20 protein-coding genes are annotated in these 20,963 nt (G+C 40.3%); 4 read left to right on the top strand and 16 right to left on the bottom strand.

Features of this window, described 5'->3' with window-relative positions; genetic code table 11:
* Window positions 1-12: 12 nt before the first annotated feature.
* From metF to gloB, 4 genes are all read right to left on the bottom strand, one after another.
* Complete coding sequence (gene metF, locus F896_RS07025) at window positions 13-849, bottom strand: methylenetetrahydrofolate reductase [NAD(P)H] (RefSeq protein ID WP_016164214.1); 837 nt, start codon at window positions 847-849, stop codon at window positions 13-15.
* A 72-nt stretch (window positions 850-921) separates the two neighbouring features.
* Entirely contained in the window at window positions 922-2,304 is a 1,383-nt protein-coding gene (gene ahcY / locus F896_RS07030) for an adenosylhomocysteinase (protein WP_005189859.1), read from the bottom strand.
* Between the two features lie 298 nt (window positions 2,305-2,602).
* Window positions 2,603-2,809, bottom strand: a complete 207-nt coding sequence (locus F896_RS07035) for a hypothetical protein (RefSeq protein WP_004771531.1) — start codon at window positions 2,807-2,809, stop codon at window positions 2,603-2,605.
* 298 nt (window positions 2,810-3,107) lie between these two features.
* Complete coding sequence (gene gloB / locus F896_RS07040) at window positions 3,108-3,839, bottom strand: hydroxyacylglutathione hydrolase (protein WP_016164213.1); 732 nt, start codon at window positions 3,837-3,839, stop codon at window positions 3,108-3,110.
* A 360-nt stretch (window positions 3,840-4,199) separates the two neighbouring features.
* On the opposite strand from gloB, the gene F896_RS07045 reads away from it, so the two are divergent.
* Window positions 4,200-5,186: a hypothetical protein gene (locus F896_RS07045; RefSeq protein WP_016164212.1), complete on the top strand. Its 987-nt coding sequence runs from the start codon at window positions 4,200-4,202 to the stop codon at window positions 5,184-5,186.
* A complete protein-coding gene (locus F896_RS07050) occupies window positions 5,180-6,046 on the top strand; it encodes an arginase family protein (protein WP_016164211.1) in 867 nt (288 codons plus the stop codon). The genes F896_RS07045 and F896_RS07050 overlap by 7 nt, the downstream gene beginning before the upstream one ends.
* Before the next feature lie 55 nt (window positions 6,047-6,101).
* Here the strand turns inward: F896_RS07050 and F896_RS07055 are convergent, their stop codons facing one another.
* The 9 genes from F896_RS07055 to F896_RS07095 form a co-directional block, all read right to left on the bottom strand.
* Window positions 6,102-6,797 (bottom strand): methionine ABC transporter permease, encoded by a 696-nt coding sequence (locus tag F896_RS07055; RefSeq protein ID WP_004654491.1) that lies wholly within the window; start codon window positions 6,795-6,797, stop codon window positions 6,102-6,104.
* Window positions 6,794-7,822, bottom strand: coding sequence for a methionine ABC transporter ATP-binding protein (locus tag F896_RS07060; RefSeq protein WP_016164210.1), 1,029 nt, complete (start codon window positions 7,820-7,822; stop codon window positions 6,794-6,796). The genes F896_RS07055 and F896_RS07060 overlap by 4 nt, the downstream gene beginning before the upstream one ends.
* A gap of 71 nt (window positions 7,823-7,893) precedes the next feature.
* A complete protein-coding gene (locus F896_RS07065; protein ID WP_016164209.1) occupies window positions 7,894-8,769 on the bottom strand; it encodes a MetQ/NlpA family ABC transporter substrate-binding protein in 876 nt (291 codons plus the stop codon).
* A 611-nt stretch (window positions 8,770-9,380) separates the two neighbouring features.
* A complete protein-coding gene (gene purD / locus F896_RS07070) occupies window positions 9,381-10,667 on the bottom strand; it encodes a phosphoribosylamine--glycine ligase (RefSeq protein ID WP_016164208.1) in 1,287 nt (428 codons plus the stop codon).
* Window positions 10,668-10,864: 197 nt separating this feature from the next.
* Window positions 10,865-12,439 (bottom strand): bifunctional phosphoribosylaminoimidazolecarboxamide formyltransferase/IMP cyclohydrolase, encoded by a 1,575-nt coding sequence (gene purH / locus F896_RS07075; protein WP_016164207.1) that lies wholly within the window; start codon window positions 12,437-12,439, stop codon window positions 10,865-10,867.
* Between the two features lie 82 nt (window positions 12,440-12,521).
* The gene (gene fis, locus F896_RS07080) at window positions 12,522-12,791 is read right to left on the bottom strand and encodes a DNA-binding transcriptional regulator Fis (RefSeq protein WP_001086304.1); all 270 of its coding nucleotides are present in this window, start codon (window positions 12,789-12,791) and stop codon (window positions 12,522-12,524) included.
* Between the two features lie 373 nt (window positions 12,792-13,164).
* Window positions 13,165-14,025, bottom strand: coding sequence for a DUF3426 domain-containing protein (locus tag F896_RS07085; RefSeq protein ID WP_016164206.1), 861 nt, complete (start codon window positions 14,023-14,025; stop codon window positions 13,165-13,167).
* 14 nt (window positions 14,026-14,039) lie between these two features.
* Window positions 14,040-14,945 carry a 50S ribosomal protein L11 methyltransferase gene (gene prmA, locus F896_RS07090; protein WP_005204784.1) on the bottom strand — a complete coding sequence of 302 codons (906 nt, stop codon included), beginning with the start codon at window positions 14,943-14,945 and terminating at the stop codon, window positions 14,040-14,042.
* A gap of 176 nt (window positions 14,946-15,121) precedes the next feature.
* Window positions 15,122-15,523, bottom strand: a complete 402-nt coding sequence (locus F896_RS07095) for a hypothetical protein (RefSeq protein WP_016164205.1) — start codon at window positions 15,521-15,523, stop codon at window positions 15,122-15,124.
* A gap of 251 nt (window positions 15,524-15,774) precedes the next feature.
* On the opposite strand from F896_RS07095, the gene mnmG reads away from it, so the two are divergent.
* The gene (gene mnmG, locus F896_RS07100) at window positions 15,775-17,655 is read left to right on the top strand and encodes a tRNA uridine-5-carboxymethylaminomethyl(34) synthesis enzyme MnmG (protein ID WP_016164204.1); all 1,881 of its coding nucleotides are present in this window, start codon (window positions 15,775-15,777) and stop codon (window positions 17,653-17,655) included.
* A 110-nt stretch (window positions 17,656-17,765) separates the two neighbouring features.
* Window positions 17,766-18,098 (top strand): DMT family transporter, encoded by a 333-nt coding sequence (locus F896_RS07105; protein WP_016164203.1) that lies wholly within the window; start codon window positions 17,766-17,768, stop codon window positions 18,096-18,098.
* Window positions 18,099-18,166: 68 nt separating this feature from the next.
* Here the strand turns inward: F896_RS07105 and F896_RS07110 are convergent, their stop codons facing one another.
* From F896_RS07110 to F896_RS07120, 3 genes are all read right to left on the bottom strand, one after another.
* Window positions 18,167-18,790 (bottom strand): sterol desaturase family protein, encoded by a 624-nt coding sequence (locus F896_RS07110; protein WP_016164202.1) that lies wholly within the window; start codon window positions 18,788-18,790, stop codon window positions 18,167-18,169.
* A gap of 96 nt (window positions 18,791-18,886) precedes the next feature.
* Window positions 18,887-19,888, bottom strand: coding sequence for an AraC family transcriptional regulator (locus F896_RS07115; protein ID WP_016164201.1), 1,002 nt, complete (start codon window positions 19,886-19,888; stop codon window positions 18,887-18,889).
* Between the two features lie 122 nt (window positions 19,889-20,010).
* On the bottom strand, window positions 20,011-20,898 hold the full coding sequence (locus F896_RS07120) for a DUF4198 domain-containing protein (RefSeq protein ID WP_016164200.1): 888 nt from the start codon (window positions 20,896-20,898) through the stop codon (window positions 20,011-20,013).
* Window positions 20,899-20,963: the final 65 nt, after the last annotated feature.

The following is a 20,963-nucleotide window of genomic DNA, read 5'->3' as shown; positions in this document are numbered from 1 at the left end:
TGCTCGTACAAATTAGTTTAAACCAAGATCGACAACCAGTTGTCGAGTCGGTTCAGTTTGGTTCATTGAATAAAAATGTAGGGTAGGTGCGCCACCTGCGATCAGGCGTTCGCAAAGTTTCACAATCACTTCATGGCCAAATGCTTTGATGCTTGCGCTATCATCGCCATAGGCAGCCAGCTGTTTGCGGATCCAGCGTGGAATTTCAGCACCTGTTCCGTCAGCAAAGCGGATCAAATTGCTCGCATTGGTAATCGGCATGATACCTGGTGCAACTGGAATATTCACGCCAGCTTTGGTAATACGTTCAATAAAATAGAAATACGCGTCTGGATTGAAGAAAAATTGAGTAATACCAGCATTCGCGCCTGCATTTACTTTTTCAACAAAACGTTGAAGATCACCATCAAAGGTGTCAGCTTGTGGATGCATTTCAGGGTAGGCAGCCACTTCAATGTGGAAATGATCGCCTGAATGTTCACGGATAAAGCGAACTAGGTCTTGAGCATAAGGGAGTTCACCCAGACCGACCTGACCTGAAGGTAAATCGCCACGTAAAGCGACAATACGATCAATCCCTTGAGATTTATATAAATCTAAGAGCTCAGCAATACGTGCTTTGTCATCACCAATACAAGATAGGTGAGGCGCAACTGGTGTACCTTTGCCGTTAAAGTCACTAATCGCAGCTAAAGTACGTTCACGTGTAGAGCCACCCGCACCATAGGTAATCGAGAAAAACTCTGGATTTAATCGTTGTAATTCTTGATGAACTGTTTTTAATTTTTCCGCACCAGCATCAGTTTTGGGCGGGAAAAATTCAAAAGAAATAGGAACACGTTTTGTCATTTCAAATCCTTTTTAAAATCGCTTGGAATTTTAGAAAAAAGGGCAGTCCGTAAAACGTCTGCCCTGAATTTCTTAGTATTTATAAGCGTCAGATTTGAACGGCCCTTCAACAGGAACGCCTAAGTAATCTGCTTGTACTTGAGTCAATTGTGTTAACACACCACCAAAGCCAAGGACCATTGCAGCAGCAACTTCTTCATCTAATTTCTTAGGAAGTACTTCTACGCGAATTGCAGCTTGTTTTTGCTCAGCAGGTAAGTCAGCAAATTTTTCAGCGAATAAATGCATTTGACCTAATACTTGGTTGGCGAAAGAACCGTCCATCACGCGTGATGGGTGACCTGTTGCATTACCAAGATTCACTAAACGACCTTCAGAAAGAAGGATAAGGTAGTTATTTTCGTCTTCTGAACGATATACTTGGTGTACTTGTGGCTTCACTTCAACCCACTTGTAACCACGTAAGTATGCGGTGTCGATCTCTGTATCAAAGTGACCGATGTTACACACCACAGCACCCGCTTTTAAGCTATCTAACATTGCAGAATCACATACATGGTAGTTACCAGTTGTGGTTACAACAAGATCGGTATTGCCCAATAGGTCTTGGTTAATATCTTCTTTTTTGCCAGTTTGTACGCCATTTTTATATGGAGATACAACTTCGTATCCATCCATACATGCTTGCATTGCACAGATAGGATCAACTTCAGTTACACGTACGATCATGCCTTCTTGGCGTAAAGATTGCGCAGAACCTTTACCAACGTCACCATAACCAATTACAAGTGCACGACGACCAGAAAGTAACATGTCAGTTGCACGTTTGATGGCATCGTTTAATGAATGGCGACAACCGTATTTGTTGTCATTCTTCGATTTAGTGATCGAATCGTTCACGTTGATCGCTGGTACTTTAAGAGAACCGTCTTTCCACATTTCCAACAGACGTTGTACACCTGTTGTTGTTTCTTCAGTAATACCGTGGATACGTTCTAAAAGCGCAGGGTATTTGTCATGAACAAGTGCAGTTAAGTCACCGCCATCGTCCAAGATCATGTTGGCATCCCAAGGCTGACCGTTGACATTGATTTGCTGTTCTAAGCACCACACATATTCCTCTTCAGTTTCGCCTTTCCAAGCGAATACAGGAACACCGCTTGCAGCAATGGCAGCAGCAGCATGGTCTTGAGTAGAGAAGATGTTGCAAGAGGTCCAACGCACTTCTGCGCCAAGCTCAACCAATGTTTCAATAAGAACAGCAGTTTGGATTGTCATGTGGATACAACCCAAGATTTTTGCGCCAGCAAGTGGTTTAGCTGCTGAATAACGCTTACGTAAGCCGATCAAAGCTGGCATTTCTGCTTCAGCAAGTTTGATCTCTTTACGACCGTAGTCAGCAAGGGAAATATCAGCAACTTTGTAATCTGTAAATGAAGCATTCACCGCGTTCATCAGGATCTCCTAGAAAAAATAGTATGGATCATTCTGTTCGCGGATGCCGTTGTTGGTTAAAACGAGTGTCTAACCGATCGTCGAGCCTGGCAAATTGATCTTTAGTGCCGATCAATTGTCGCAGCATCCCTCGACTGGGCATAATGATACTTGGAAATTGCTTTTGTTCCAATGAAATTTTGTTTGAAATGGTTAGAAAATGAAGGATTAAATGAGAGATACGTTTTAATTATTTTTATGAGCATCAATCAAGGATTCCAAATCCCTTTGAAACCCTGATATCTCGGGAAATTTACCATTAGGCTTTTAAATGATCTTCAAACTCTTCACCCAGTTGCATTGCTAAAGCATTACCAGATAAATCGCCTGTGACTAAACCATATTCTTTTTTAAAGCTAAATGTGAAGCCACGGTTATCTGTCAGATTTTTAACCGAATATCCTAATTTTTCTAACCAAATACGGAAAGCCAATACGTTTTTTGCTTTAACAACTCTGTTTTTCATGACAGATCTCCTTGTGAACATGTATTTATTAATAAGGGTCAGTTAAATTTTTTTAAAGGGGGATTGCATAGATTTATTTTTCCACATGTAAGTAATGTAAATTTAGCGTAATTTTTATAGATAGAATCTTATCTGTGTTTTTATTAGTTATTTGAATTTATTGTGAAAAATATTTTTTATAAATATAGTGTAAATCAATTTTTGGGGGAAATATTCTTGAATCAAATGTAAAAAATGATTTCATTTTCCACTTTGTTTAGAAAGTAGAAAATGAATCAGTCGAAGCGATGGGATTTAATTAAAATTGATCTTTCAGACTACGAATTCGAGCAAACTCTTCTGCACTTTCAGTCCGCAGGAAGGGATTGGTTTCAAGCTCTAATTCAATGGTACTTGGAAGGGTAATTTGATCTGCTTCTCTTAGCGCTTTGACTTGTTGCATGCGCTGTTGTAGCGCGACATTGTGTGGTTCAACGGTTAGGGCGAACTCTGCATTGGCAAGGGTATATTCATGGGTGCAGTACACCTTGGTCTGAATAGGTAGCGCAGCCAAACGATTCAAGGAGTGATACATTTGCTCCGCTGTCCCTTCAAATAAGCGGCCACAGCCCATTGCAAATAAGGTGTCACCGCTAAACAGCGTCTCTATTTTTTCAATAAAATACGTAATATGGCCAAGGGTATGGCCTGGAGTTGCAATAATTTCAACTTTGAGATCATTAAAATGAAAATGATCGTCATTTTGTAATGGATTTGAAATGAATGAGATTTTAGTTAACTCATCGCGTGGACCGTAGACCATTATATTCTGATCGGCGAGTAAACCTTCAACTCCACCTGTATGATCTTTATGCCAATGCGTCAGCCAGATTTGTTTAAGTTGTAGACCATTTTGCCCACAGAAATCAGTAACTAAACCAGCTTCTGTTGGATCAATGGCAACGACTTCTTGTGTTTCTGTATCTTCCAATAACCAAATATAGTTTTTTAAGGCATTTTTTACGTCAATTGCATGAATCTTATAATGCATAGCCGAATCCTAAAGCTTTGTTTCGTGAGGTTATTGCAGTTTGGGTACTCATATGAGTGCCTATTTGTAGTGTAAGTGCAAATGCAGTTCAGTGCAAAACTCCTACTGATTTATAGCGCTGAATAATGACTTTCTCGGGCAGATTTTGACAGTCACTTTCAATAGATATCTTTATCGTTGACAAGTGTCATATTTTCAATAAAGATGAGATAAAAGTTTTATAAGTTAATGATTTATCTTTAGTCGTATAAAAATATTGAAGTAAAGCTAAATAATTTCAATGATTAGATTTAAAAAGAGAAATACAGATTTTTTACCATGGGTGAAAAGTGATAAATCTGCAGAACAAGAGAGGGAATTATGTCTGAGCTGATCGATCATGAAGTGGTCGTTATCTTTAAAAAGTATTTATATCCGCTCTCTGCCAAACTTACAGAAATGCTGAATGAGCATTTTAGTCATCAGACTGAACGTCGGGGTTGTGGCTATACGCAGGCGACGCGTGTTATTGCAGAGTTTGTTTCTCAAGTTAGGGATCCAATCGGGTTTCAGGACTTCCGTATTTTTGAAGAATATGAGACCAAAGCTTTACGTAATATTCTTAATCAAAGCTTATCTTATGGCTTAGAGTTAGAAACATGGCGTAATTTGGATACCAATATAAACGTCCAACAATGCTTGCAGCGTTTAAACCCACAAGAAAGTTTTGCACAGAGCTTACAGCAGGAAGTCGAGTTTCAAGCAAAGTTAAGAGTCATGCATGAATATGCTGAGCTCGAAGAGAGCAAGCTGATTTGTCAGCTACTCAGCGATATTATCCTGCCGCAAAAAGCACAGCAGATTGGCATGATTGAGTGTCAGGCTTTAGAGGAAAAACCTAAAGTAGGCTCTTGCCCGATGGCAGAGAAATTCTTCTTGCGCATCGCACACCATCGTTTATTAAGACAGGGTGAAATCAATATTTTTGTTGATGAGCAAGAACAACCGATTATGATGGAAAAGTTAAATATGGGGGATAATCATTCCTGTATCAGTTTGGTTCCTTTAATGATGAATGGTGTGCGGTTACCTGCGGGCAGTTTGTTTTCAGCTAGCTATGACATTGAACAGCTGACTAAACATAAAAATAAACAATATAAGGGCTATGTGATTCCAATCACTGAAATGAATGGTTTTTGGTTTCTACGTTTAACAACCTTGGCAGTTTCGCCACAAAATCGTGCTCGGGCATTTGGATATCACTTTAAACAACAGGTCGATAATGGATTATTTAGACCTGATACAACCGAATTGAGTCAGCTGATGGAAATTGCGCGTGATCAGATTTACGTAGGACATCCATGCTAAAAGCCTGTTATTCACCACGCTATTTTGCACGAACGCATACCAATAGTATGGAAAAACTCACTGCTGTTGCGGATGTATTACGTGCTCAACAGATGGTTGAATTGATAGATCCAGGCAGCATAGATGTGGAGTTGTTAAAGAAATTGCACAATCCACAGTATGTGGATGCTTTTATATCTGGAGAAACTGCATTTGCAACCATTCAAGGCTTTAAGCCATGGAATGAACAACTGAGAGATGCGATTTTATCGGTTCAGGCAGGGCAATTACTGGGCGCTGAAATTGCTTTGAAAGAAGGGATTGCTGCAAATATTGCCCAAGGATTTCATCATGCAAGTTATGAGTCAGGGGCAGCTTATTGCACGTTCAATGGCTTGGCACTGGTGGCAAAGCAATATCCTGAAAAACGCATCTTTGTTTTGGACTGTGATCAACATGGGGGAGATGGCACAGCTATCTTCACCAACCGTATGACCAATCTGATTAATTTTGGAATTTTTGGGATCCGTTTTGGCTGTAAGGCCAGTGAGCGCAGTTTGACCCGTTATATTCATCCCAAACAAGGTAATTTTGAATTGTACCGTGAGGCGCTGTTTGAGGCCTTTCAGTATGCATCCGGTTGGGATACAGATTTAATTATTTATCAAGCAGGCATGGACTGCCATCAACATGATAAATACGGCTCTAAATGGTTTAGCACTGAATTATTATTTGAACGTGACCGAATTGTCTTTGATATGGCCAAGAAAATGAAAATTCCAATGCTGTTCGTTTTGGCCGGAGGGTATCAGGCACTGGATGATTTAGTGCCATTGCATGTCAATACCTTTAAGGCAGCGAATGAAGTTTATTTTCCATAGGTAAAATATAAGACATAAAAAAACGCTCTTGATGAGCGCTTTTTCTATTTGTTTACTATCGCAGTTTTGCTAGCCAATCACCGAGCATTTGTACCATTTGAACCAGTAGTAATAACACGATGACCGTTAAAATCACCACACTGGTGTCGAAACGCTGGTAGCCATAAGAAATTGCTAAATCACCAATACCACCAGCACCAACAGCACCTGCCATCGCTGTCGCACCGATGAGCGAGATTGTACCCGTAGTTAAATTCAGAATCAGAGAGCTACGTGCTTCAGGGATGATAAACTTAAAGATAATTTGCCAAGGTGATGCACCCATTGCCTGAGCGGATTCGACAATGCCTTCATTCACTTCAAGTAACGAAGTTTCAATTAAACGACCTAAATATGGGCCGACATAAATGGTTAAAGGTACAATCGCAGCCCAAGTCCCAATTGATGTTCCAACTAACATTTTGGTCAGTGGAATAACAGCAATCAGTAAGATAATGAAGGGAAGAGAGCGCAGTGCATTCACAATCGGATTGAGGAAATAATAAATCGCGCGATTTTGTAAAATACCACCCGTACGGGTAACCACTAAGGTAATGCCTTGGATAAGTCCCCAAATACAGCCAAACAGCAGCGAGAAGAATACCATTTGGAAGGTTTCTTGTAGTGCTGTAACAAATTGGTCGATGGATAAGGAACTATGCCAAAATGGAGCGGTGACTTGGGTCAACCATTGTACGATTAAATCTCTCATTGGCTAACCACTCCAGACTGTTCAACTTTCACGCCTTGAAGCTCAAGAAATTTAACAGTTTCTTGAATGGTCAGCGGATCACCTAAGAGTTGGATGAACATTTGTCCAATCACGGTGCCATTAATTTCTGTCATGTTCGCGAAAAGAATATTTAGACTGATATCAAATTGCTTAATCGCAGCCTGAATCACGGTTTCTTGTGCTGATGTACCTAAGAACTGCAAACTGTAAATACTATTATGATGCTTGTGTTCAAGATTATTCAGAATATTGATCGGCAACTGTTGTTGCAATACCGTTTGAATAAAGGTCTTGGTGGTTGGATGCTGTGGCTGACTGAAAATATCCAATGTCGGACCAGTTTCAATCACATGACCAGCTTCCATCACAGCAACATAATCACAAACCGATTCAATCACATCCATTTCATGGGTCACCATGACAATGGTAATGTTCTGTTCTTGATTGATCTTTTTTAATAAAGCCAAAACTGATTTAGTGGTTTGTGGATCAAGGGCAGAGGTTGCTTCATCGCAGAGTAAAATCTTAGGATGATTTGCAAGTGCACGTGCAATCCCGACACGTTGTTTTTGACCACCTGAAAGTTCATCAGGGTAGGCATCTTTTTTATGTTTGAGATCAATGAAATCAAGTAATTCGGCGAGGCGTTTTTCTCGTTCTGCTTTGCTATGACCTAATAATTTCAGCGGTATTTCAATATTTTCAGACACGGTTTTAGTCTGAAGTAAATTGAAGTGCTGAAAGATCATGCCGATATTTGCACGTTCTTGACGAAGTGTACGCGCATCCATTGCGGTAAAATCTTTTTGATTAATGATCACTTGTCCCTGAGTCGGGCGCTCAAGTAAATTAATCATACGGATAAGCGTACTTTTACCTGCACCACTGTAGCCAATAATGCCAAAGATACTACCGTCGGGGATCTCTAAATTAATCTGATCCAGCGCGTTAATCGTTTGACCTTTTAACTGATAGTGTTTCGAAATGTTTTTAAATTGGATCATGTTCGTCAATACTATGCAAAAAAGAAAAAACAGGCAAAATCACTTTGCCTGTTTTATTTGAGGGTATTATATTACGAATTCGCTTCTGTGAGGTAGCTTGTTGGTTTATTTACGTCAACTTTCGTACCAGCAAAGTGTTCTTGTACATACTGCTTCACAGCTTCAGTATGGTAAAGCGCGCCAACTTTTTGGAGCACGGCATCATCTTTACGTGATTCTGCTGTTGCCAATACATTGACATTTAATTTGGTACTTTGATCAACTGGTTCATAGTAGATTGCATCTTTAAGAACGTTTAAACCACCTTCCATTGCAAGTGTATTACCCAACAAAATCGCATCAACTTCGTCTTTAACACGTACAGCAGTTGCCATTTGGATTGGTTTGATCACAATTTTTTTGCTGTTTTCGATAATGTCAGCAGGCGTGCCTTTTACAGGGTCGAACTCAGCTTTTAATTTGATCAAGCCAGCACTTTGTAAAAGTAATAAAGCACGTGATTCATTCGCACCATCATTTGGAATCGCAATGGTTGCACCTTCAGCAAACTCTTCAACTTTCTTTACTTTGCTTGAGTAAATACCCATTGGTTCTAAGTAAGTGGTCGAAACAGGCGCAATCTTATCTTTATTAGCAGCATTGAATGCGACAAGATAAGCGTATGACTGGAATGCATTCAAATCAACTTCTTTATTCGCGGCTGCAGTGTTCATTGCAACGTAGTCTGTGAAGTTCTTGATTTCGAGTTTAAGTCCAGCGGCTTTAGTTTCTGGTAATGTTGCGATATAACGCCAAATATCAGCGTCTGAACCTGTAGAAGCGATTACAACGGTTTGTAATGCAGCAGCATCACCTTTTTGTTCGGTAGATGCGGTATCTGGTTGTTTACTGCAGGCCGCAAGTAATAACACAGACACACTTAAAAAAAGACTAATCAGCTTTTTCATGTATAAATCCTAATCGGAAAAATGTCGAGAAAATCATCATTTCTCTAGCATTAATGATTGCAATAGGTTTGTATGTTGTAAATTGACATCGCACTCAAAACAATCCCTGAATTATTCTTAAAGTTTGAACAAGTGTGATAGATCTACAACATCCGAAAAGTAGATGAATATTCATGTTCCGATTCAGTATATACAGATAGGAACCAACTGTTCATCTCATTTTCAAATCAAATTTGGATTTAGCTGCAATTTGTTTTGTTAGGTTCAATATTCTAGACATTTAAAAATAATGAAAAAGAATATACAGTTAACATAAAAACAACATCTAAAATTTCGGCAATCATAGCAACAATTTATGGGCGGTTATAGTGGAACAGCTTGTACTTTGAAGCTTAACAATCTGCTTGCTTGAAGAAAATAATGGTCTAAGTAAATATAAATAAATGATAGTTTTATGAATTTTTCCAAAAATATAGAGAGAGGAATCAATTGAATAATAAATATATATTTTTCTGAATTTTATATTTAAATAATGAATATAGAATTCATATTTATGCTGTTTATGGAATAAAAAAAGCCTTCCGAAGAAGGCTTTTTTTGCTCACAAAAGCTTATTCAGCTTTTTCGCGAGCAATTGCGCGGTAACCGATGTCACTACGGTATTGCATACCTGTAAAGGTTACTTGGCCGCATACTTCTAGCGCATTGATTTGTGCTTCGAGTACGGTATCACCCAGTGCAGTCACACACAGTACGCGACCACCAGCGGTAATCACATGTCCATCAGCGCTCATCGCCGTGCCTGCATGGAAAATCTTGGTGTCTTCTGGAGACTTACCAAGACCTGAAATCACATCACCGTTACGTACGGTTTCTGGATAACCTTCCGCTGCGAGTACGATACCAATTGACTTACGTTCATCCCATTCAGCTTCGCTTGGTAAGTTACCTGCAATACCTGCTTCAACTAAATCAACCAAAGATGATTTTAAACGCATCATGATTGGTTGAGTTTCAGGATCGCCAAAGCGGCAGTTGAACTCGATCACACGTGGTTGACCTTGTTCATCAATCATCAAGCCAGCATATAAGAAGCCAGTGTAAACATGACCATCCGCTGCCATACCGTCAACAGTCGGGCGCATCACTTCGTTCATGACACGTTCAAACACTTCTGAGGTTACCACAGGAGCAGGAGAGTAAGCACCCATACCGCCAGTGTTTGGACCTTGGTCGCCTTCAAAGATACGCTTGTGGTCTTGTGACGTTGCCATTGGCAAAATGTTGTTGCCATCGATCATGCAAATGAAGCTTGCTTCTTCGCCCGCAAGGAACTGCTCGATAACAACACGTGAACCTGCATCACCAAACTTATTACCTGCAAGCATATCGTCAATCGCAGCAAAAGCTTCTTCGTTGGTCATTGCCACGATTACGCCTTTACCTGCAGCTAGACCGTCTGCTTTAATCACGATAGGTGCGCCATTTTTTTCAACGTAGGTTTTTGCCGCATCCACTTCAGTGAAAACGTCATAAAAAGCGGTAGGAATGTTGTGGCGTTTTAAGAAATGTTTGGCAAATGCTTTAGAGCCTTCAAGCTGTGCAGCGTACTGGGTTGGGCCCCAGATTTTTAAACCTGCTTCACGTGCTGCATCTACCACACCATTGACTAATGGTGCTTCAGGACCAACAATCACCAATGCAATATCATTTGCTTTTGCAAATGCGATGATTGCTGGATTGTCTAGAATATTAAGCTCTACGTTTGTACATTTGTCTTCTGTTGCCGTACCTGCATTACCCGGTGCAACGAAAACTTGAGTGACTTTTGCATCTTGTGCGATTTTCCATGCAAGTGCATGTTCACGGCCACCGCTACCCAAAACTAAAATATTCATTATTAAGTTATTTCCCTTTTTCAGTATCTAAGAATATACCTGTTCAGAATAAAAAAGTCCCTCTTAACCTCTCCCTTGCGGAACTACAATCGTTCCTCATCTCCTAAAAAGGAGGGAACCCATATTGATATAGTCTCCCTCCTTTTTAGGAGGGAGATTTAGAGGGAGGTAAATAAGATGGAATCTTTAAAGTAGCATTAGTGACGGAAGTGACGCATACCCGTGAACACCATGGCAATGCCAGCTTCATCCGCTGCTGCAATGGTTTCTTCATCGCGCATTGAACCGCCTGGTTGGATAATACATTTAATACCAGCCTTAGCCGCATTATCAATACCATCACGGAATGGGAAGAATGCATCAGATGCCATAACTGCACCTTCAACCACTAAACCTGCATGTTCAGCTTTAATCGCTGCAATACGTGCTGAGTTGACGCGGCTCATTTGACCTGCACCTACACCAATCGTTTGACGATCTTTTGCATAAACAATTGCATTTGATTTCACATATTTCGCTACTTTCCAAGCAAAGATCAAATCATCGATTTCTTGTTCAGTTGGCGCACGTTTGGTCACAACTTTAAGATCATCTTTAGTAATCATGCCTAGATCTTGGTCTTGAACCAATAAGCCGCCATTCACGCGTTTATAGTCAAGTTGTGCTGCACGAGCGTCAATTGCTGGGAGCTCACCACACACCAACACACGTACATTCTTTTTCGCACCTGTGATTTCGAGTACGCCATCCGCAATGCTTGGTGCAATAATCACTTCAACAAATTGACGATCTACAATCGCTTGTGCAGTTGCAGTGTCCAATTCACGGTTGAATGCAATGATGCCGCCGAAAGCAGATTCAGGATCGGTTGCATAAGCAAGATCATAAGCTGCTTGAATACCGTCAAGAGAAACTGCAACACCGCAAGGATTAGCATGTTTAACGATCACACAAGCAGGCTTCGCAAATGATTTCACACACTCAAGTGCTGCATCGGTATCTGCAATATTGTTATAAGAGAGTTCTTTGCCTTGTAATTGCTTCGCGGTAGAAACAGATGCTTCTTTTGCATTTTCTTCTACATAGAATGCTGCATTTTGATGAGGGTTTTCACCATAACGTAAATCTTGTGCTTTATTCAGTTGGGTATTGAAGGTACGTGGGAACAGATCCGCTTCGCCTTCAGTTTTGCCAACGCGCGCGCCTAAATAAGATGCGATCATGCCATCGTATTGTGCAGTGTGCTCAAATGCTTTTACTGCTAAGTCGAAACGAGTTTCGTAAGAAAGTGCACCATTTGCTTTTAATTCAGCAACGACTGTGTCGTAGTCAGCTGCATTCACGATAATGCCTACTGAAGCATGGTTCTTCGCAGCGGCACGAACCATTGTTGGACCACCGATGTCGATATTCTCGATTGCATCTGCAAGTGAACAGTTCGGTTTTGCTACTGTTGCTGCAAATGGATACAGGTTTACAATCACCAGATCAATCGGATCGATGTTGTGTTCTTGCATCACTGCTTCGTCCAGACCACGACGAGCTAAGATGCCTCCATGAATTTTTGGATGTAATGTTTTTACACGACCATCCATCATTTCAGGAAAACCTGTATGTTCAGAAACCTCTACTACGGCGATATTGTTGTCTTTAAGCAACTTATATGTACCGCCCGTAGATAAAATTTCTACCCCTAGAGCTACAAGATTTTGAGCGAATTCAACGATTCCGGTTTTATCAGATACAGAGATTAAAGCACGTTTGATAGTCATGATTTTAGTCAACAGTTTGAAGTCTACAGATTGAAAATAAAAGGCAAAAAAAATGCCCACGAGAACGTGAGCATTTTATCAATTATTCACTCATTAAACCGTGAGCTTTTAACTTTTTGCGTAAAGTTCCGCGGTTAAGGCCTAAGATCTCAGCGGCACGTGTTTGGTTACCGCGAGTATATTCTAAGACCACAGATAAAAGAGGTTTCTCCATTTCTGCTAAAACCATGTCATAAACTTGAGATGGTTGCTCACCTTGCAATTGTGCAAAATAATGACGAACTGCGCGATCTACATGGATGCGAAGAGCGACATCAGATTGAGCCGTAAAAATAGGAGATTTGCTATTCATGCGTGTTAATCCGAAATATCAAAATATCACTTGGGTAAAGTGATATAAATGTGGTCTAAATTACTGAGCCCCGTTTTAGATCCTAAAACAGTGACTCTAAAACAAAAGGACTATTAGCTTGCCACAAATCCTCGAGCTGTGTAAAAAATAAGCGTAACAATAGTTAAATATTTGTTACCGCCTACTTTTAAAAACAAAAAAACCAACAATGCGCTTATTGGGTAAAAGCACAGTTCGTTTAACGATTTTATTGTCTATAAATTACGAGGAGTAAGTAGGTCAAGCATTCGTGGCGCGTATCATACCACTGTCAGCGAAAAAGTGAGCAAATTAACTGCACTTTTTTTTGTTTTTTTGTCACTTTTTTGATCTTTCAGGGCTGTACAAATTCTAAACTATAGTCATTGAAGCTATTTTTACTTTTTGGAAGGCTAAATTCGAAGCGAAAAGGGCTGTTGGTTGGAATGCGTTGAATCGTTTTCAAACTATCGACTAAGTAATCTTGTGGTTTGAGCATTACATTAAAAACGGCTTCGTCATTTTGTTTGAGCACGACTTTAATAGGCGGGAGTGCCACGCTGTTCTCATTATGATTTAGAAGCACACCTGAAAAAACAGTGGCATCTTTTTCTCCACGCTTAATTTTTACTTTTTCAAAACTAAGATATTTATATTGTTCATCACTGGTTTTGCACGAGAAAATGCCACAGGCATAATTAAATATCTGATTCAAGGCTGGACTTTCATGCATCAGTTTTGGGTTGAACCATAAAATCTGAAAAGCAAATACCAAAATTAAAGCAATATTACCGAGCCCCCAAAGCGTGTAATACAGCCAACCATGTTGTTTATCATTATTCTCATGGTCAATTTGTAAGGTATCTTCGGACAGATTTAAATTAGGTAGGGCGGTAACAGGTTCAGTATTGAAATAATTGAGGTTGTTGAGATAGGTCAATAAATCAATATTTGAGTTTTCAATTTTCTGATCAAAGATGCTCAAAATCTGCATTTGTTTTTCTGCAAACGAGCTGTCAGGTTGTATTGAAGAAAAAAGTGAGCGATTGACAGGTGTCGGGATCGCTTCACTGTCTGTTTCTAATAAGTTGGTTAATGCATTAAAGTTAATGACACATTTCGGACAACAAACCATACCCTGTGCAACACTGAGTTGTGAAAGGGTCACTTTGTACACAGTTGAACATTTAGGGCAGCGGGTTTGTTTTTCACTCATAAGTAACAATGTTCTCAAATTGTTGTTTTACGTTTTCCTGAAATGCGACACCAGTTTTCTTCACGCTTTTCGATCTCTAATATATCAAAAAACTGTGAGTAAACACTAGAAACATCAGCAACTTGCTCTTCGATTACACCAGCAAGTGCGAACTCTCCCTCATTTTTTATTAAAGTTGAGAATTCAGGCGCAAGTGCCATCAAAGGTGCCGCTAAAATATTGGCGACAAGGACATCTGCTTGTTGTGGTTTAAATTCTTGATCAAACTCTTCGGGTAATCCTACAGAAAGGCGATCGAGTACACCATTTAATTCTGCATTTTGTTTTGTCGCAAGTACAGCTTGCGGGTCAATATCAGTTGCATAAACTTTTTTAGCGCCGAGTAATAAAGCTGCAACACCTAAGATGCCTGAGCCACAACCATAGTCGATCACGACTTTGTCTTTAACATCAGTTTTACCTAGCCATTGTAAGCATAAGAAGGTACTGGCATGGTTTCCAGTACCGAAGGCAAGGCCTGGATCCAGCTTGATATTGGTTGCATCAGCTTCGGGTGGCTCTAACCATTCTGGTACGATCCAGTATTTTTCACCAATTTGAATCGGTTCATAATAATCCATCCAAGCACGTTCCCACACTTGGTTTTCCAAGTATTCATGGCGCATTGGTACATCTGGAAGTTGTGCTTTTAAGAAGGCTTCTAAAGTATCGACATCAATTGGGTCATCTTCTTCTTGTTGGTAAATCCCTGTGACGATGACTTTATTCCAAAGCGGTGTTTCACCTGGCAATGGCTCAAGTAAGGCTTGGTCTTCAGCATCATCTAAAGTTACGCTCACCGCGCCTAATGACAGGAGTAATGTTTCGGTCAGTTCGACTTGGTTTTGATCAACAGTAATATGAATTTGTAGCCAGTTCACAGGAAAACCTAAATAAATGTATTTGTGCTTATTGTAATGGATTCGTGCATGTTAAAGGGATTATAAAGTAGACAGATTACAATTTTAAGATGAAATATTTTGTTCTAATGCAATCTATTATATTGTTTTTATATAAAAGAAGGCCCAATTAGGCCTTCTTTTATAACATTTATGCATTAAGGTGCAGTTTGTTCAACATCAGGTGCTACTGGTGCTACTGGTGCTGCAGGAGCGATAGCGGGTGCTTCCATGGGTGCAGTGCTATTATCTACCGGTGCACTACTGACTGGGCGAGGTGCCGATTGCGTTTCTGAAAGACGACTTTGGGTCTCTGCGGTAGCATTAGATGCTGGTGTTGGTGGTTGGAATGCTAACTTACCCGCTTCATTTGGCTCACATGAACCATTGAAAACAACGCCTTTAAATGCAAATGAAACTGGATCACCTTGTTTTTTGCCTTTACAGACCTGTTGATATTTCTTGGCCTGTTGATCTTGGCTTGCTTTGGTATCTGCATGTGCAGCTACGCTAAAACATAGGCTACAAATAAGAGATGAAAATAAAAGCTTTGTGTTCATATCATTGTCCTAAAGTATTTTTTATACACTTTTAGGATAAGAAACTGGGCAGATAAAACAGTGGTGTTCAAGTTAATAGTGATGAGTCGCTGTGTGCAGTCTAAGAGGAAAATGCAACATAAGGTTTCTTTTTGTATGTTCTGTAGCCAGAACAGGGACTTGCAATCCTCAACAATCTTGACTGTTTTTGGCAATTTAATGCAAAACTCCTGTATAATGCTCTGTCATTTTTTGAATACACATTTACCACTATGCACTATCCTAAAGTTTACGACGTTATCGTAATTGGCGGCGGTCACGCTGGTACGGAAGCAGCACTTGCTGCGGCACGTATGGGAAGACAAACATTATTGTTAACGCATAACATTGAAACTTTGGGGCAGATGAGCTGTAACCCAGCGATTGGTGGTATTGGTAAATCACATCTTGTTCGCGAGATCGATGCACTTGGTGGTGCAATGGCACTTGCAGCGGATAAAGGTGGTATTCAATTCCGTATTTTAAATTCTCGTAAAGGCGCGGCTGTGCGTGCAACACGTGCACAAGCGGACCGTGTACGTTATAAAGCAGCGATTCGCGATACTTTAGAGAATCAAGCGAATTTGGATATTTTCCAGCAAGCTGCAGACGACTTAATTGTTGAAGGCGATACTGTTAAAGGTGTTGTAACCCAAATGGGTATTCGTTTTGATACCAAGACAGTGGTATTGACGACAGGGACTTTCTTGGGTGGGGTGATTCACGTCGGCCTACAAAATTCAAGTGGTGGCCGTGCAGGTGATCCACCATCGATTGCTTTAGCTCATCGTTTACGTGAACTTAAATTACCCGTTGGGCGTTTAAAGACAGGCACTCCGCCACGTATTGACGCACGCACAGTTGATTTTTCTGTAATGACACCACAACCCGGTGATTTCCCATCGCCAGTGATGTCGTTTATGGGTGATGCATCCATGCACCCTGAACAAGTGAATTGCTATATCACGCATACCAGTGAAAAAACCCATGAAATTATCCGTGGCGGTTTAGATCGTTCACCAATGTATACCGGGGTGATCGAAGGTGTTGGTCCACGTTATTGCCCATCAATCGAAGATAAGATCCACCGTTTTGCTGATAAAGATTCACATCAGGTGTTCTTAGAGCCTGAAGGCTTAGATACCCATGAGCTTTATCCAAACGGCATTTCGACTTCGTTGCCATTTGATGTGCAGTTCAATTTGGTTCGTTCAATTCGTGGTATGGAAAATGCGCATATCTTGCGTCCAGGCTATGCGATTGAATATGACTATTTCAATCCACAAGCATTGAAATTTACACTTGAAACTAAAGCGATTCAAAATCTGTACTTTGCTGGTCAAATCAACGGTACCACAGGTTATGAAGAAGCTGGTGCGCAGGGCTTGCTTGCGGGTTTGAATGCTGCACGCCGTGCATGGGAACAAGAAGAGTGGACACCAAAACGTGATCAAGCTTATATGGGCGTTTTGGTCGATGACTTGATTACACTCGGTACCAAAGAACCGTATCGTATGTTTACTTCACGTGCAGAATATCGTTTGATGTTGCGTGAAGATAATGCTGATCAGCGTTTAACCTCGATTGGTCGTGAACTTGGTTTAGTTGACGATGAACGTTGGGCTGCGTACAGCGAGAAAATGGAAGCGGTTGAGCGTGAAACGTCTCGTTTACAACATTTGTGGGCTGCACCAAATAATCCAATGGGTAAAAAATTCGTTGAAATGACGGGTGCAGATCTGAGTAAAGAATGTAGTGCGATCGATTTGCTGAAACGTCCAAATATCAATTTTAGCCAAATTGCTGAATTAACGGGTTCAGAAGTGTCTGAGCATGTGGGTGAGCAGATTGAAATCGCGGTAAAATACCAAGGCTATATTAATCGTCAGCATGAAGATGTTGCTCAATTAAAACGTCTTGAAGAAACCAGAATTCCTGCTGATTTTGAATATGAGGGTATTTCAGGCCTATCACGTGAAATCACATTAAAGTTAAACACTGTTCGCCCTGAAACATTAGCACAAGCAAGTCGTATTCCGGGTGTTACACCAGCAGCAGTTCAGTTGCTGATGATTACGATCCGTAAAAATAATATGGCGAAGAAATCGGCTTAATTGCTTGCTTCGCTTTTTGCCGTTAATGTTAAAAACACCCTTTATAAAAGGGTGTTTTTTTCTGCTGTACAAATTCTGTTAGGTTGTGTTTGATTGAGGGCAATGAGTAAATGAACAATTGGATAGTTTTATTCATTGCGATTACAGCAGAAGTGATCGCAACATCTGCCTTAAAAAGTAGTGAAGGTTTTACCAAGCCTGTTGCTTCTATTGTGGTTGTGCTTGGTTATGTAATTGCATTTTATTGCTTATCTCTAACCTTAAAAACGATTCCTGTAGGCGTTGCTTATGCGATTTGGTCAGGCGTTGGGATAGTTTTGATTACCACCGTGGCATGGTTTGTATTTGACCAAAAACTAGATATTTGGGGAATCATTGGTATTGTCTTGATCATGAGCGGTGTGCTGATTCTTAATTTACTGTCTAAAACCAGCTCGCATTAATTTTCTAATAATAGAAAACCGAGTCATGCATATACTCGGTTTGATTTAATTTGCTAGTCGCAGTGTATTTATAACGCGACCTCAATCCCTTGTTTTAAATTCTGCTGATCAAATTGCGTATTAGCATCAATTTGAGCATAGGCTTTCGGTAATAACTGACGTGCTAGGCGATTCACTCTTTTTTCCAGCCATTTCGGCATGTTGATCGCCAATGGATTGGTTTCTGTTACCGATGCATTGGTCATGACTCGCGTTCCCATAATGTAATCAAACCATGGCTTAGTTACACACCAATTCGCATTTTGATTGCTGGTCATGTGATGATCATAATGCCAAGGAATCCGTTTTTTAGCATATTCTGGATCTAGGTGTGATTTGGCATGCACTTTCCAATAATTCCAAATGCCATAGTACAAGCCTGCGGTAAAGAAGGGTGCAACGGGCAGAAAAATGGTCGATGCAGCCGCTAGGCCGATGAGAGCTGATTTTTCATTGTACATTTCAGAATTTTTAAACATCGACTCAGCATAGCCTTCATCATGAAAGCCATTTAGGCGGGTGCGTTTATGATGAGCAATATGGGTAAAGAACGGACTGTTTCTATTTTTGCTTGGAAATTCATGTAACCAGACTTTGTGGAAATACCATTCCATACCATTAGCAACAAAAATACCGACTGGAAAACCGATCATGAGAGATTACCTCGTAAAACATGGATCGGATTTTAAGAAGGTTTACAGGAATTCTTTTGACTGATCTGGCAGCTTTTAATTGCCTGTTCAATCAATTCAAATTTGTTTGTGTTGGCGATACGCCGTTGGTGTTTCCCCAGTCCAACGTTTAAATGCTCTTGAAAATGCTGAGGGCTCAGAAAAGCCAGTAAGATAAACAATTTGGTCAATAGTTTCTTGGGTTTGGGAAAGTAATCGCCGTGCCAGACGTTCTCGATAATGAGCAATGACTTTCTCGTAGCTAGTATTTAACAATTGTAAATCAGCTCTTAAGCTACGAGCACTACGTCCTAAATACTCAGCAATGATGTTCTGATCAAATTCACCAGACTCTAATAAACCACTGGCCAAGATTTTTTCGATGTCGTGTATAAGCTGATGTTTGTTTAATAGCTCAAGTTGTGATGCAGCGTGATGTTCATGTACTTTTAACAGTTCAGGTTCATGTGCAGCAGAAGGGATTGCTAATTGTGCCTCATCAAAGCAGATATAGCCATTATCTTGCCCGAGTTTGACAGGACATCCCCATACTTTCTGATATTCCTCATGATTCGCTCCGTCTGGATACGGCAAGCCGATTTCAAGCGCTATAAATTTTTCATCACTAATATATTTAAAGAAATTAAGCAGAATGCCAATTGCACATTCCAGATAATGCCGAACAGGATGATTGAGGCCTGAAATCATTACTCTATGTTCATTTATCATTTCTAAGTTAAATAACATGGCATCAGTGAGTAAGGCTTGATAGCGAACAGTTCGTTTGAGGCCTTCACCAAATGTTGCACTACTGAGAAAAAGATATTCAATCACTTGCCCACGAAAGGGAGGGACATTGTGACCGACATGTAAGCCAATATCAGGATCATGACTAATTTGTTCTGCTGCTTGCCAAAAGCGTTGCTGTGTGGCGTTGTCACGGCGTACGAATTTATCTGGTGGTTGATCGGGTAAATGAACACGAGCAAATATGGCAGCGGCATCTAAATTCATCTTTTGCATGGTTTGATAAACCATCCATAAAAAGATGCCTGCATCACTGGTTTTTTTTGAGGTCATAAAACAAGGTAGGTACGAGTTTTAAAACAATATACGCTGTTATTTTTAAGATAGAAATGGATTGCAACTAAATCAAAAGGGTAAAGGTACTTATATGTTGATAAGTACCTTAATCAAAAGGTTTATTCTGTCACTTCAACGGTCACGCTGTATGTATAAGATTGAGCGATAGGTTGTTTGGTATTATCTGTATTTGCTTCAGGATAAGCGGTGGTAATCAGGTAAATACCAGCTTCACTGAATTTCACTTCAACTTCACCTTTGGCATCAGTTTTGACATGCGGTTGATCACGTTTTACATTTGGTTGATAACTGCTTGCACCTTTAAACACATCCACTTCCAGATTTGGAACAGGTTTACCATCCATTAAAACTTGCGCTTTGAATGATTCACCAGAATAGAGTTCATTTGGATGGGTTAAGAATTTGAATTCAAATCCTTTATTGGTCACTGCGGGTACAGCACTTGGTTTGCCTTTGGTGATAAAGCTTTCAGCAATATAGGTGTTGATGGTTTGAGCCATTTTTGCATTTGCAGGAATTTGGTCTTCAGCAATAAAACGGGGTGGTTGATTTGCTGGTACTTGAGGTGCTTTTTGCTCTGCATTATTGCCTTGTGGCGGCATCGGGTTTGCATTAGTAGAGCGTTGCGGGCGAACACGTAACCAACGACCATCAATCAATGCATATTTCGTTGGGTTGCCTGTCGCATTTTGCGTGCGGAGACGATAGGTGCCATCAGTAGTCAAATTGACTTCAGCAACGTTGAATTTTTTTAATTCTGCTGCTGCTTTGATGGCTTCGGTTTTTCCTTCAGGCGTTGTCACCTGATAATCCGTTTTGAAGTTGCGACTTGGCACAAAGAATTTTTCAACGGTAATCCCACTTTGGAAGCTAACGTTATCTGCTTTGCTGTCGAATACTTCTGGCAATAAAAAAGGGCTTGCTGTATGAGCAAAGCTGAATGTCGGTAGCGCAGAAAATAGGGCAAGAGTGAGCAGATGACGCATGAAGAATTCCTTAAAAGAGAAATAAACAAAAATGCAAAAGAATTGCTACAATCTACTTGATAACG

Origin of the sequence: Acinetobacter genomosp. 15BJ (assembly GCF_000400715.1) — a bacterium.
In the GTDB taxonomy this organism is placed as follows: Bacteria; Pseudomonadota; Gammaproteobacteria; order Pseudomonadales; family Moraxellaceae; genus Acinetobacter.
The sequence above is the reverse complement of the archived record's forward strand: the minus strand, read 5'-3'. Positions and strand labels throughout refer to the sequence as shown.

Excerpts from the sequence above, each read along its gene's own strand:
- metF (WP_016164214.1), bottom strand. The coding sequence starts at position 849 with ATGACAAAACGTGTTCCTATTTCTTTTGAATTTTTCCCGCCCAAAACT.
- ahcY (WP_005189859.1), bottom strand. The coding sequence starts at position 2,304 with ATGAACGCGGTGAATGCTTCATTTACAGATTACAAAGTTGCTGATATT.
- F896_RS07035 (WP_004771531.1), bottom strand. The coding sequence starts at position 2,809 with ATGAAAAACAGAGTTGTTAAAGCAAAAAACGTATTGGCTTTCCGTATT.
- gloB (WP_016164213.1), bottom strand. The coding sequence starts at position 3,839 with ATGCATTATAAGATTCATGCAATTGACGTAAAAAATGCCTTAAAAAAC.
- F896_RS07045 (WP_016164212.1), top strand. The coding sequence starts at position 4,200 with ATGTCTGAGCTGATCGATCATGAAGTGGTCGTTATCTTTAAAAAGTAT.
- F896_RS07050 (WP_016164211.1), top strand. The coding sequence starts at position 5,180 with ATGCTAAAAGCCTGTTATTCACCACGCTATTTTGCACGAACGCATACC.
- F896_RS07055 (WP_004654491.1), bottom strand. The coding sequence starts at position 6,797 with ATGAGAGATTTAATCGTACAATGGTTGACCCAAGTCACCGCTCCATTT.
- F896_RS07060 (WP_016164210.1), bottom strand. The coding sequence starts at position 7,822 with ATGATCCAATTTAAAAACATTTCGAAACACTATCAGTTAAAAGGTCAA.
- F896_RS07065 (WP_016164209.1), bottom strand. The coding sequence starts at position 8,769 with ATGAAAAAGCTGATTAGTCTTTTTTTAAGTGTGTCTGTGTTATTACTT.
- purD (WP_016164208.1), bottom strand. The coding sequence starts at position 10,667 with ATGAATATTTTAGTTTTGGGTAGCGGTGGCCGTGAACATGCACTTGCA.
- purH (WP_016164207.1), bottom strand. The coding sequence starts at position 12,439 with ATGACTATCAAACGTGCTTTAATCTCTGTATCTGATAAAACCGGAATC.
- fis (WP_001086304.1), bottom strand. The coding sequence starts at position 12,791 with ATGAATAGCAAATCTCCTATTTTTACGGCTCAATCTGATGTCGCTCTT.
- F896_RS07085 (WP_016164206.1), bottom strand. The coding sequence starts at position 14,025 with ATGAGTGAAAAACAAACCCGCTGCCCTAAATGTTCAACTGTGTACAAA.
- F896_RS07095 (WP_016164205.1), bottom strand. The coding sequence starts at position 15,523 with ATGAACACAAAGCTTTTATTTTCATCTCTTATTTGTAGCCTATGTTTT.
- mnmG (WP_016164204.1), top strand. The coding sequence starts at position 15,775 with ATGCACTATCCTAAAGTTTACGACGTTATCGTAATTGGCGGCGGTCAC.
- F896_RS07105 (WP_016164203.1), top strand. The coding sequence starts at position 17,766 with ATGAACAATTGGATAGTTTTATTCATTGCGATTACAGCAGAAGTGATC.
- F896_RS07110 (WP_016164202.1), bottom strand. The coding sequence starts at position 18,790 with ATGATCGGTTTTCCAGTCGGTATTTTTGTTGCTAATGGTATGGAATGG.
- F896_RS07115 (WP_016164201.1), bottom strand. The coding sequence starts at position 19,888 with ATGACCTCAAAAAAAACCAGTGATGCAGGCATCTTTTTATGGATGGTT.
- F896_RS07120 (WP_016164200.1), bottom strand. The coding sequence starts at position 20,898 with ATGCGTCATCTGCTCACTCTTGCCCTATTTTCTGCGCTACCGACATTC.